At 54.9% G+C, this 11586-nt stretch carries 12 protein-coding genes; 8 read left to right on the top strand and 4 right to left on the bottom strand.

The features are described from left to right. Positions 1 to 38: 38 nt before the first annotated feature. Together ACAM_RS05990 and cyoE are read right to left on the bottom strand one after the other, a co-directional pair. The gene (locus ACAM_RS05990) at positions 39 to 815 is read right to left on the bottom strand and encodes a hypothetical protein (RefSeq protein WP_022541921.1); all 777 of its coding nucleotides are present in this window, start codon (positions 813 to 815) and stop codon (positions 39 to 41) included. Positions 816 to 842: 27 nt separating this feature from the next. Next, entirely contained in the window at positions 843 to 1760 is a 918-nt protein-coding gene (cyoE, locus tag ACAM_RS05985; protein WP_022541920.1) for a heme o synthase, read from the bottom strand. Between the two features lie 128 nt (positions 1761 to 1888). On the opposite strand from cyoE, the gene ACAM_RS05980 reads away from it, so the two are divergent. Then, positions 1889 to 2707: a rhomboid family intramembrane serine protease gene (locus ACAM_RS05980; protein WP_232502288.1), complete on the top strand. Its 819-nt coding sequence runs from the start codon at positions 1889 to 1891 to the stop codon at positions 2705 to 2707. Here ACAM_RS05980 and ACAM_RS05975 read toward each other — a convergent pair. Beyond that, positions 2704 to 3522, bottom strand: coding sequence for a hypothetical protein (locus tag ACAM_RS05975; RefSeq protein ID WP_022541918.1), 819 nt, complete (start codon positions 3520 to 3522; stop codon positions 2704 to 2706). The two genes, ACAM_RS05980 and ACAM_RS05975, sit on opposite strands and share 4 nt — an antisense overlap. 65 nt (positions 3523 to 3587) lie before the next feature. Then, a complete protein-coding gene (locus ACAM_RS05970) occupies positions 3588 to 4658 on the bottom strand; it encodes a radical SAM protein (protein ID WP_022541917.1) in 1071 nt (356 codons plus the stop codon). Between the two features lie 115 nt (positions 4659 to 4773). On the opposite strand from ACAM_RS05970, the gene ACAM_RS05965 reads away from it, so the two are divergent. From ACAM_RS05965 to ACAM_RS05935, 7 genes are all read left to right on the top strand, one after another. Next, a complete protein-coding gene (locus ACAM_RS05965; protein ID WP_062662314.1) occupies positions 4774 to 5859 on the top strand; it encodes a hydroxymethylglutaryl-CoA synthase in 1086 nt (361 codons plus the stop codon). 50 nt (positions 5860 to 5909) lie between these two features. Next, positions 5910 to 7034, top strand: a complete 1125-nt coding sequence (locus ACAM_RS05960) for a thiolase family protein (protein ID WP_232502337.1) — start codon at positions 5910 to 5912, stop codon at positions 7032 to 7034. Between the two features lie 12 nt (positions 7035 to 7046). Next, a complete protein-coding gene (locus ACAM_RS05955) occupies positions 7047 to 7448 on the top strand; it encodes a Zn-ribbon domain-containing OB-fold protein (protein WP_022541914.1) in 402 nt (133 codons plus the stop codon). Then, on the top strand, positions 7420 to 8685 hold the full coding sequence (hmgA, locus tag ACAM_RS05950) for a hydroxymethylglutaryl-CoA reductase (NADPH) (protein ID WP_022541913.1): 1266 nt from the start codon (positions 7420 to 7422) through the stop codon (positions 8683 to 8685). Before ACAM_RS05955 ends, hmgA begins: the two co-directional genes overlap by 29 nt. Positions 8686 to 8976: 291 nt before the next feature. Next, the gene (locus tag ACAM_RS05945) at positions 8977 to 9732 is read left to right on the top strand and encodes a DUF432 domain-containing protein (protein WP_022541912.1); all 756 of its coding nucleotides are present in this window, start codon (positions 8977 to 8979) and stop codon (positions 9730 to 9732) included. Positions 9733 to 9745: 13 nt separating this feature from the next. Further along, on the top strand, positions 9746 to 10573 hold the full coding sequence (locus tag ACAM_RS05940; protein WP_022541911.1) for a mechanosensitive ion channel family protein: 828 nt from the start codon (positions 9746 to 9748) through the stop codon (positions 10571 to 10573). Positions 10574 to 10798: 225 nt separating this feature from the next. Next, a complete protein-coding gene (locus tag ACAM_RS05935) occupies positions 10799 to 11497 on the top strand; it encodes a DUF2258 domain-containing protein (RefSeq protein WP_022541910.1) in 699 nt (232 codons plus the stop codon). Positions 11498 to 11586 lie beyond the last annotated feature (89 nt).

The following is an 11586-nucleotide window of genomic DNA, read 5'->3' as shown; positions in this document are numbered from 1 at the left end:
CGGACACCCCGACCCGCGTTTCTACACGCTCTAACCTCTCAGCCTTTTTTGACCTCTACGGTGTCTAGTGGTTTGTGGGTTGGTGTGGCCTGGGAGACAGGCCTCAGGAACGCTGAGGATAGTACTACTAGTCCTGCGGTGAGGACTGGCTTGCCGTAGTCCACCATGCCCGCTATCCAGAGTATGGTTCCTACAGCGAGTATAGGTATGCTAGATATCATTGTGGGCTCGTCCACCCTAAAGGGGCATCGCGAAGCTCTGAGGAGGTCGGCAAAATATATAAAATAATATAGGGTGGCTGTGGCTAGGACCATAGCAAGCTCGTGGTCCAGAAACAGTGGGGCCGGGGCCAGCACGCCTATCGATATGGAGTGTAGCCTCCTGGTTAGGGCGAGGGATGCTAGAGCTATAAATGCTATATAGCTGGAGAGGAGGAGCCACTTATAATTGTAGGGGCTCAGCACTACAGCCAACGCTACTATAGTGCCAAGCCCGGCCACACCCGCCGCCCTGTTGCCTGTGAAGGCGAGTATTGATGCTACGGTGTTTAGTGCAACCGAGGCAATCCAAAGACGGGGGCTTACGGCGAATGCGAGGAGAGCCCCCAGCAGGAGGGCCAGGCTTATGGCAAGGCTTCTAACGCTCTTTACCGCGGAAACTATGGCTGCAGCCCCCGCAATGTACATGCCTAGCGCCAGCATGGAGAAACTTAGGTTGTCGGGAAGTATGAGGAACGCCATAAAAGGAATGCCCGCCAGGCCCAGCAATAGATGGCTGGCGAGCACGTTCCACTCCAGCCTCCAATTTCCCGCCATGCCACGGCACACCTTAGGGCTCTTGTGCTATCCGAGGAGTACTGCATAAACCAGCTCTCTCTCTAGCGGGAGGAGTATGAACACCACCGCTATTATAGGGCTTGCAAATTTAAAGAGCTTCAAAGCGTCGCGCCTCTCCCCCGTCCTGGCGAACTCTCCCATCCTCGACACCGCCAGGGCAGCGAGGATGGTTGTGCTAATGGCTGTTATAAACCCATAGCCATAATAGAGGGCGAATGCCCACGCCACAGCTACGAGGCCTGCCAGGCTAACGGCTATCAGGGTGGAGATAAGCCTTGGGTTGCCGTCGCTAGGCAGAATAGGTATGCGGGCCATACTGTACTCCTCCCTGAAATAGTAGCCGAGGAACCAGACGTGCATAGGCTGCCAGAGGAACACTATGAGCGCCATTAGTACGCCTCCCGTGGTTATCGAGCCGGCCGCGGCTGCCCAGCCGCCCAGAGCTGGCATGCTGCCTGCAATACTGCCGAACACTATGCTTAGCGGGGTGAACCTTTTTGTTAGCTGGGTGTAGGCTATTATGTCGAAATAGAGGCCAGCAACTACGGTTAGGGCCACGTACTTGTTTATGGCGGCGGCCGAGATAACGCCGATCAGCACTAAAGCTAGACTGCCGACCAGCGCCTCGCGAGGGCCTATCACGCCCGAGGGCAAGGGTCTCCTCCGCGTCCTACCCATAACAGCGTCAATATCCTTATCGAAGTACATGTTGAAGGCTGTAACACCCCCTATGCTGGAGAATCCCATAACCGTTAGGAGCCCAATCATCCGGGGATCCAGGCTGCCGCCACCCGCGAAATACGCGCCGTACATGGTGAGCATAAGGAGGGCGAGCTGCCTCGGTTTCGTTAGGGATATGAAGGCCCTAACCTTCCCTAGGGCTGAAGAGCGTGCGGCCACCCATGATGTGGTAACCCTTTTCATGCCAGGCTTAACCCCCTATTATCCTCCACGTGAACACCCGGCAACCTCTATATCCAGTGGATTTATTCTATGTTTTGTTTGAAACCTATTCAACCCACATTTAAACCTGGCGTGTATGTCATAGGTAGATGGGATGTCTACGCGGGACTCTGGTGTATAGCGAGGGCCGTGGGAGGAGGCTGGAGTTGGGCATACCCCTTGGAGACGAGGATGTGAGGGAGCTGGGCGCCCCCATCGTAAACATGTCTATAATAGTGTTGAATTTCGCCGTCTTCATAATAGGACTAGCTGCACCCTGGCTCATAGTCCCGGGGAGTAGGAGCTACAGCGACGTTATAGCGGCCCTGGGTATGGTACCAGCCTACGTGGTGGCTGGGGAGAGGCTCTACACCATATTCACATCCATGTTCCTACACGGCAGCTGGGCACACATACTGGGTAACATGCTATACCTCTACATCTTCGGCGACAACATAGAGTCCATACTGGGTAAGGTGAGGTACGTAATACTCTACATAGCAAGCGGGCTAGGCGCAGTTGTATTCCACGTGGCTAGCATAGCTTTCATGCCCTCAGAAGCTCTTATAAACGCGGCCCTTTCGAGCGCGAACCCGTGGATGATCCCCGCTGTAGGGGCTTCAGGAGCCATCTCAGGGGTTCTAGGAGCCTACGCCCTCCTAATACCTTTCAGTAGGGTGAGGATGCTGACATTCTGGGGATGGTTCCCCCTCGTCCTAAATGTTCCCGCGAGCATATTCATAGGGTTCTGGTTCATCTACCAGCTGATAATGGGGCTCGCCACATCAGTCTCAGGCGTCTCCGCAGGCATAGCCTTCTGGGCTCACGTGGGAGGCTTCCTCACCGGGGTTGCTCTGGCCCCCCTGCTGGTGGATAAGAGGAGGCTGGGCCTAGCCCTGAGGATACTGTTGTTGAAGACATACTACTAGGTAGATGTTATGGGCATAGGTTTCTCTATATATGCTAGCACCGTTCCCGCAGCAGCAAGCCCCAGAAGCCTATCACCCCTGAACCCCTGAGCCCTGAGCTTCCTATCAGCCTCCAGCAACTCTTTAGGGTTTAATGCTGGCGCTTCAACACCGGCAAGCTTCATCACCTCCAGGTAGGAGGCTACTGAGGCTGCGACGAGGTTCTTCTGTCTCGAGGCCGCGCGGTAAACCGTCAGAACCCTTCCATACCCCTTCACGTTTACCGAGAATCCATAGTCGACGTCTTGAAGCTTCTCAAATATATCTCCGAGGGTGTAGCCGTAGGCTAGTATGGAACTCCTCCTAATACCCTCTCTCTCGAGGACCTCGACAAGCTGGGACGCCCCAACAGCCTCCAGGCTCTCAACTAGGGATACAGAGTCTTCCGGCGATGAGTGGTAAAGCACTCTTCTGGCCGAGGCAGACAGGCTTTGTGATAGAGGCTTTCCCTCCCTCTCAGCGAGGCCAGCGAGGAGGGATAACGTTATTATTGCTGCGTGAACGCCAGGTATAGGCTTCTCTCCAATAGCGTCGAATGACTCGATTATCGACGAAGCTATGATCCTGCCTAGTCCCAGAGACTTAGCGTCTAGCCTTCCCGAGCCCAGGTCCTCGCCGCTCCTGAACGCCTTAAATGCTGCGCGCGCGATTATATAGGCCTCACCAAGTCTAGCCTCAAAGGCTCCCGATGGGATTAGCCTGTGTAGGCCTCCCGGCTTTATGGGTGAGGATAGAAACGTTACTAGGGCTAGGCCTATGCGCTCGGGGGTCTCCAAGACTCTCTACAACCCCTAGTGTAGTCGTGTGCTACACGGTTATTATCAGCTCATGCGGGGCGGGCTTAGTCAGGGACTGCTATGAATATGTTATCCTTATCCCGGACTATCCTAGCCTTGACCTCTACGCCTGGGTTTAGGTCTGTAGCGTTGGAGAGGCCGTAGAGGGCGACAACCCTTCTCCATCCACGGTCAACAGTCAACACCTCACCCCTGTGCCACCCCGGGCCTATAATCGAGAGGGTCACTCTATCACCCCGGTCGAACGGCTTCTCTATCTTAGGCCTCTGCTCAAAACCTATCTCCCGGGGGTCTACGAGAAGCTTGTAGCCTGTTTCCCTCTCCAGCTTTGCGAGCCAGGAGTAGAACCTCCTCCACCCCCAGAGTCTCTTGAGCCCGGCGGGCCTTCTCCCGTACTTGTGGGCTTCGAACTTCTGAATTAAAATTCCCGTGGGCCATCCACTCTTCCTCCCTGCACCCACCCTCTTAGCCCACCGAATAAGGGCCAGCATCTCCTCCTCGTTAACACCAGGCAGCACAACCGGGGTTAGAACAACGTCAATAGACGTGTTGGCTATTATCCACTCCGCCGTCCTCAAAACCCTGTTAACATCATACCACTCCACACCCACTAGCAGGCGGGCTAGACTAGGGTTCGCCGCGTCCACACTAAGGTTTATCCTATCCAGCCCGGCCTTCTCCAGCGTGCGGGCCAGGCTTCTTGACAGGCTTCCGCCATGTGTTTCGAGGGCTACCCTCTCTATCCTATTCATATCCTTGAGGGCGCTTATGATCCTGGTTATTTGAGGGTGCGTCAAAGGCTCTCCGACACCGTCAATCAACGCCTCGACCCCGCCCCCCTTTACCCTGGACACGTGCTCTACCCACTCGACCAAAAGCTCCCAGTTAACCATATACTCGCTCCTCCTCCACCGGCTGCTAGCACCGGCGTCTACGCTGCAGAATATGCAGTCGTGAAAGCAGAGAGTGCTGGGCCTTACCTGGAGCACGTTTGTCCCCCTATCTATGACGCCGAAGGCTATATGCCCTACTAGCGGGAGACTCTCCACCCAGTAAACCCTCCTTCCGTAGTGCCAGCCCGCGGGCTTCAGGGCCGTCTCGGGGCTTCGGCGCATCAGCAGCACCCTTCCGTTCGACTATAGCCGTATTCTCTGTAATACTATAGACTGAACCATTATTAAGTCTTGGCTACAAGTAAACCGCTTGACCCGGGTTGGTGTGGTGTCTATAATGTCCATGGATAGCTTGGCGGGTAAGACGCCCGAGTCGTCTGCAGGTATACACGGATGGGGAGCTTACGTTCCAGTGTACAGGATCCCCACTAGGGAGATAGCGAGGGTCTGGGGCTGGCCTGACCACCAGTGGAAGGCGCTTGATGTGTATGAGAAGGCGGTTGGGGGTGTGGATGAGGATTCCACAACAATGGGGGTTGAGGCCGCTAGAAACGCTATAGCCAGGGCTAGGGTCGACCCCTCGAGCATAGGCGCCGTATTCTTCGGCAGCGAGTCCAAGCCCTACGCGGTTAAGCCGAGCGCCACTATAATAGCTGAGGCGCTTGGAATAACGCCTGTTACCATGGCAAGCGATCTTGAGTTCGCTTGTAGAGCCGCCAGTGAGGGGATGAGGGCTTCCATAGGGCTGGTCGCATCGGGCATTATTAGCTACACCCTTGTTGTGGGCAGCGACACCGCCCAGGCCAGCCCCGGTGACGTGCTAGAGTTCAGCGCCTCCAGCGGTGCCGCAGCGTTCGTCATAGGCTCCTCCAAGGGGGCTGCCGCCGTTTTCGAGGCCAGCTTCACCTACGTCACCGACACACCCGACTTCTGGAGGAGAAGCCTGAAACCCTATCCAAGCCATGGAGAGGGCTTCACGGGGGATCCAGCATACTTCCACCATATAGAGAGCGCTGTTAAAGGCCTCTTCGAGAAGACCGGCCTGTCGCCGGGCGACTTCGACTACGCTATCTTCCACCAGCCCAACGGCAAGTTCCCTGTCAAGGTTGCTAAGAAGCTGGGCTTCACCCTGGAGCAGGTGAAGCCAGGTCTAGTGACACCATTTATAGGTAACACCTACAACGCCAGCGCCCTGCTAGGCCTTGTTAAGGTGCTGGACGTGGCCAAGCCGGGTGATAGGATACTCGTTGCCCCCTTCGGAAGCGGCGCTGGGAGCGACGCCTACAGCCTCCTAGTGACCGACGCTATAGAGGATGCCAGGCCTTTAGCACAGCCTCTGGAGTACTATCTGAAGAGGAGGATAGAGGTGGACTATGGGGTATACGCAAAGATCAGGGGCAAGCTCGTTGTTAGGAAGCTTTAGCCTGTAAAGCTAAAAGGCTTCTCCGAGGAGGTGGCTGTCTATTGCTTAACGTGGCTATAAAGAGTGTAGGAATGGTGAGGGTTGGCAGGCATTTCGGCAGCGGGGCTGAGGATCTGGCTAAGGAGGCTTTGGAGGCTGCTTTAAGCGACGCGGGCTGGAGTAGGATAGATGCTGTTGTGGTCTCCAGCTTTGTCTACCCGAGACTCTCTGGACAGGCAGACATTGCCAGCTACATCGCTTCAAGCCTCGGATTCGGAGGTGCTACAGCCATAACGGTGGAGGCTGGTGAGGCCTCCGGCCTCGCAGCAGCCGTAACGGCCGCCAGGCTGGCCGCGGAGGGTAAACGAGTGGTTCTCCTGGGTGTTGACAAGATGTCCGACGCTCCAAGCAGCAGAGTATACAGCATACTTAAGGGTGTTTACAACGTGGACTGGGACGGTGTATACCCGATTTCCCACGCAGCCATACACGGCTTGCTGGCGGACTTGTACATGAGCATGTATGGGGTAGACCGTGACACGCTCTCCTACTGGCCAGCTCTAATGCATAGCAACGCTAAGGAGAACCCGTACGCCATGCTCAGGTTCGCTATCAAGCCCGAGGCGGTTAAGGATGCGATGCCCGTCGCCCTACCCCTCACGATGCTTGACACGTTTGCCATGGGAGATGGTGCGGCGGCTGTGGCGCTGTCCAGAGGCGATGGGGGCCTTGCCGTGTTGAAGTCTGTGGAAGCGGCCTCAGGCCCCATCTCGGTCTCACACCTAGACGACCCCCTGGTTATGCCTGCTGTGAAGGAGGCGTGGGATAAGGCGAGGTCTTCTGCCGGTATTAGGAGCGTGGATGTGCTTGAGATCCACGACTCCTACACGATAACAGGCATAATAATCCTGGAGTCCCTTGGCCTCGCTGAAAAAGGTACTGCGGCGATAAGAGTTGCGGAAGGCTATTTTACATCCTCGGGAGAAGGTCCGACGGTGAATGCAAGCGGAGGGCTTAAGGCCAGAGGCCACACAGGCGGGGCTACCGGGGTGTACATGTTGGGCGAGGTAGCGATGCAGCTGGCAGGTGTATTCCCGGGGGTTAGCGCTCCCGACGCTAGATCTGGGGCTGCGGTATCGATAAACGGCCACGGATCGTCCGCATACATAGCCGTACTAGCTTCCGACAAGTCGTAGGGGGTGGTGCCGGTGTCTAGGGAGTCAACTGTTAGGGAATGGCGCACTAGACTCCCCAGGTATAGGCTGCTGGGGGGTAAATGCAGCGATTGCGGCAGGTCATTCTACCCCCCTGCGAAGGCCTGCCCCTACTGTGGATCGCGTAACGTAGCCGAAACGGAGCTACCGAGGGTTGGGAGACTCGAGGCCTACACGGTGCTCTACTCCGTCGAGAGCGGTGCCAGGGATAAGAGCCCGGTTGTCATAGGCCTCGTCGACCTAGGCGTTGCTAAGGTTGTTACAGAGATAGTTGACTACGGCGACCCCAAGATCCTGGAGAGAGGCATGCAGGTTGAGGCGGTTTTCAGAAGGATCTATGAAGACGGCGATGAGGGAGTGATAGTCTATGGGGTCAAGTTCAGGCCAAAAGCCTAATAAGATAGAGGACCTGGTTGACAGGCTTGCTAATGGTAGCCTGACCCACTCCCGGCTCGAGAGAGAGCTGGGTAATGCTAACGAGGCAGCCCTCGTCAGGAGGCTTTTCCTGGAGAGGGTTACAGGTGCAAACCTTTCGGGAGTGGCGAGCACTATACTCGACTTCCAGGAGCTCTACGGGAGGAATATTGAGAACCCTATAGGGGCTGTGCAGGTTCCAGTAGGTATAGCTGGACCCCTCAGGGTCAACGGAGAATATGCCAGGGGAGACTTCTACATCCCGCTAGCGACCACTGAGGGCGCTCTAGTGGCTAGTGTAAACCGTGGCGCAAAAGCCATAACTCTATCCGGGGGTGCTAGGGCTAGGGTTATAAGGGATGGTATGACCAGGGCTCCGCTACTCTGGACTCCCAGCGTTGACGAGGCCTACAGGCTGGCCAGGTGGGTGGAGGAGAGGATAGAGGACCTCAGAAGGGTTGTAGGTGGGGTTACACGGCATGGGAAGCTTCAGCACATCTACCCCTACATAATAGGCAACCTGGTGTGGCTCAGGCTCACGTTCTCAACCGGGGACGCCATGGGCATGAACATGGTTACCATATCGAGCGATAGAATATGCCGCTACATAGAGGAGAACTATGGGGGTGATGCCAAGTGTGTGGCACTCAGCGGAAACATGTGCACCGACAAGAAGCCAGCTGCGATAAACAAGATACTGGGTAGGGGGAAGTATGTTGTTGCTGAGGCTCTTATTAAGGGTAACATAATCAGAGAAGTTCTAAAAACCACCCCCCAAAGCATAGACCTAGTTAACACTACAAAAAACCTCCTAGGTAGCGCTGCAGCAGGCAGCCTCTCGTTTAACGCTCATTTCGCCAACATCATAGCGGCTATATTCATAGCTACAGGCCAGGATGCGGCGCAGGTTGTCGAGAGCAGTATGGGCTATACATGGACCGAGGTAAGGGGCGAGGACCTCTACATAAGTGTAACTCTTCCTAGCCTCGAAGTGGGGACTGTAGGAGGGGGCACGAGGCTACCTACCCAGAGAGAACTACTGGCCCTGCTAGGCGTAGCTGGCGGCGGGAACCCCCCGGGATCCAACGCGCTGAAGTTCGCTGAAATAGTAGCTTCTGCAGTGCTCGCGGGGGAGCTAAACCTGCTTGCAGCTATAGCTGCTGGCCAGCTAGCCAAGGCTCACGAACTCCTCGGTAGAGGAGGTCTCAGAGTCGGTTGACCCCATAGCACATTGCTTCGAACTTGCGGTTCACCACTCTATGTACAGCCTTCCTGCTGACCCGATTTTCCCGAGAGTCCTAACATACTTTAGACAGGGCTATTCTCCCGCCGCACCTAGCCATGGGTCTAGAAGGTAGCACTCTCCCGAGGCTATGGCAGCATGCTTGGCATCCTGGAATGTCGAAATTCTTAAAATTGTTACCTATATCGCTCGGACTGGTGGGAGTGCTGAGTACTATGGATATGACTATTTGGTGCCATGTTAGCACCATGTTCTGGGTGGTATTGAATGGTTGAAACCGTTGCTTCCGGTCCAGGGGAGTCAGTGTTCGGCTTTCTCTCTGAGGGTTCCCGGAAGAGCGTTTACGGCCATGAGGTAAGCATTTCCACTACAGGAGATAGCCATGTCTACGAGAGGACGGATAGCAGTGGTAACGTGGTCAACAGAACTTTGCTTGCACCTGGTGTGAGGGTTATGGTTGCTCCATACCCCCCTTTCCTCCTGCCGCTCCACGGCCGTCTTAACTGCCTGTATATGAGGCTAAGGAGCCCTGTTGTCGTGCCTCCTGGAGACCACTTCAGAGTGGAGGTGGGGATTCCCTTCGACATAGCCGTCATAGCCTCCAGTAAGGGGCGTCACACACTCATAGACTACTTTCCTCCAGGCGGTGTTACGCCGAAGATGGCAGTATATGGTAGCAACGTCGAGGGTATGTTGTGCCGGTTCTGGCGTGAAGAATGGGAGGGGCCCGCCGCCAACACTAGGTTGACGGTTGTGAATAACGCCGACGTGCAGGCTACGGTCTCAAGAGTTGTGATTCCGAGGCGAGGCCTGTCTATGTTCTATAACCCTGTCAACGGGGATATAGCGGCCTCCCCGATAAGGATGTCAGTACGGGATATTGACTCTGCCGATGTTTGGGCCGAAGAGCCGGAGCCTGGAGAGGGCTTCATTGAGGTTCCCCTGGTTGAGAGGGATAGAAGGCTCTTCGAAGCCCTTGGACCCCTGGTTCCTAGCAGGATAAGCATGATTTGGGGTATATAGGGGGTGGTGGTGTATGGCCGGTTTACCTGGTTTAGGTGGAGCGTCTCTCTCCTGGCCGTTGAGCGTTAGTTTGGACCAGCTACTAACAGCCATACTGATACTGGCCGTTGGAATTGTTGCAGCGCTGCTAGTGAGGGGCCGGGTTTACATATACCTCTCAAAACGCACATCCAGAGACATATCGGTTGCTATATCCCGGATCCTCTTCTACACTATACTATTCCTAGCCGGTGTAGCGGCCCTTGCCCAGCTGGGCATAGATGTCTCCGTCTTCCTAGTAGCCGGGGGTATAGTCGGCATAGCCCTAGGCATCGCCAGCCAGACGGTCGCCTCCAATCTTATAGCCGGTGTGTTTCTCTACCTTGAACGCCCATTCAAAGTAGGTGACCCTGTGATAGTCGGCAGCATAGGCGGAGTAGTCTACGATATCTCCATACTAAGCTCTAAGATATTGAAGTGGGACGGTGTCATGGCCAGGATACCTAATGAAGCCCTGTTCAAGAGTAATGTTGACGTTCTGAACAAGTCGCTGGCTAGACGTGTAGAATATAGGATTCCGGTGAAGGAGACGAGCGACTACTCCAAAGCGGCGGAAATAGCGTTAAACGCTATCCAGGAGGAGCCTCTCGCCCTTGCAGAGCCCGAACCCCAGGTATTCGTGGACAATATTAGCGAGAGAGGTGCTGAGATTGTTATACGCTTCTGGGCACCCTCCGACCAGTGGTTTAACGCAAAAATTAAAATGCTAAGCATAATAGTTAGGAGGCTTCTCGACGCGGGTATAGAGATAACACCCCCGCAAAGGCTTGTATCGCTGAAGGACGGCCAGGCCAAGACGTAGGGAGAGACTTTAACGAGTTCGGCCATAACAGGCGGCTAAGATGTCATAGCCCTTCCGGGGCTCCTCTTTCCGGTGGTCGGCTCGCCATAGCCCATGAATGTGGGGCTCAGAGCACCGGGCTCTATAATATTCTGTTTTACCGTGCTGGGTTTTAAAGCCTGATTTCCCAACATCGCGAAACCTTATAATCTTTAATATAACTCCTATATAATGGGTTGGTCTATATTGCCCACGCTGAGAACGGGTCTCGTTATTGCGGCTGGCTACGCTGATAAGGTTCGTAGGGTGCTCTTTGCTCAGCTTAGAGACGCCATAAAGTCTGGCGAACTCTCCAACAAGGACGTGGCTATGGCTGCAGGTAATTTGAACAGGGTTCTCTTCGAGCTGCTTGTCAACAAGCTAAAGGCCGACAAGCTCGACGTTGTAAGGATTCAAATAGACTATCATGTTAAAGACTCGCAAATACAGTTCGACTTCTCAACACTCAGAGTAGAGCTGTGGAGGAGGGTGCCCGAAGAGGAGATAGCGCCTGTAGTCGAGGATTTCGCTAAAACCGCTCCCAAGCTTCTCGAGGAGGAGATTAGGTTTACGGTGGAGAGGGTTGGCGAAACCGACGTCGGGGATATAGTGTACAGAATTATGTATAGGGGTTCCGACGTCGGGGCTTTGATAGTGACGCCGCTAAATGGTGAAGCGCTTGTGAGGGGAGCTGTTGTGGAGCCGACACCTCTTGTCCTCAAGAGGACCAGAGTACAAGTTGAACCTGGCGATCTCGACGATTTTATAAGCGATAAAGTCTCGCAGCTGTTCGCCGAGGCGCAAAACGTGGAGAAGAGGGAAGCTGTGAAAGTTGTTAACGAGATACTGGCGCTTGTAAAGGCTGGCGAGACTGTGCTTGAAGAGATTGAAGAGGCGGAAAGTTGACGGCGGTTTTAAATATATTTTTCCTAGTATCGGCAAGGCGGGCTGTACTAAGCCTTCCATGCTGCACTTCAGAATCTCTATCTAACTAG

Source organism: Aeropyrum camini SY1 = JCM 12091, assembly GCF_000591035.1.
Lineage (GTDB): Archaea > Thermoproteota > Thermoprotei_A > Sulfolobales > Acidilobaceae > Aeropyrum > Aeropyrum camini.
Note: the sequence above shows the minus strand (reverse complement) of the source record. Positions and strands in the feature narration are given on the sequence as shown.

What these genes read in the sequence shown, in the direction of transcription:
- ACAM_RS05990 (WP_022541921.1), bottom strand. Translation starts at nt 815, where the DNA reads ATGGCGGGAAATTGGAGGCTGGAGTGGAACGTGCTCGCCAGCCATCTA.
- cyoE (WP_022541920.1), bottom strand. Translation starts at nt 1,760, where the DNA reads ATGAAAAGGGTTACCACATCATGGGTGGCCGCACGCTCTTCAGCCCTA.
- ACAM_RS05980 (WP_232502288.1), top strand. Translation starts at nt 1,889, where the DNA reads ATGGGATGTCTACGCGGGACTCTGGTGTATAGCGAGGGCCGTGGGAGG.
- ACAM_RS05970 (WP_022541917.1), bottom strand. Translation starts at nt 4,658, where the DNA reads ATGCGCCGAAGCCCCGAGACGGCCCTGAAGCCCGCGGGCTGGCACTAC.
- ACAM_RS05965 (WP_062662314.1), top strand. Translation starts at nt 4,774, where the DNA reads ATGTCCATGGATAGCTTGGCGGGTAAGACGCCCGAGTCGTCTGCAGGT.
- hmgA (WP_022541913.1), top strand. Translation starts at nt 7,420, where the DNA reads ATGGGGTCAAGTTCAGGCCAAAAGCCTAATAAGATAGAGGACCTGGTT.
- ACAM_RS05945 (WP_022541912.1), top strand. Translation starts at nt 8,977, where the DNA reads ATGGTTGAAACCGTTGCTTCCGGTCCAGGGGAGTCAGTGTTCGGCTTT.
- ACAM_RS05940 (WP_022541911.1), top strand. Translation starts at nt 9,746, where the DNA reads ATGGCCGGTTTACCTGGTTTAGGTGGAGCGTCTCTCTCCTGGCCGTTG.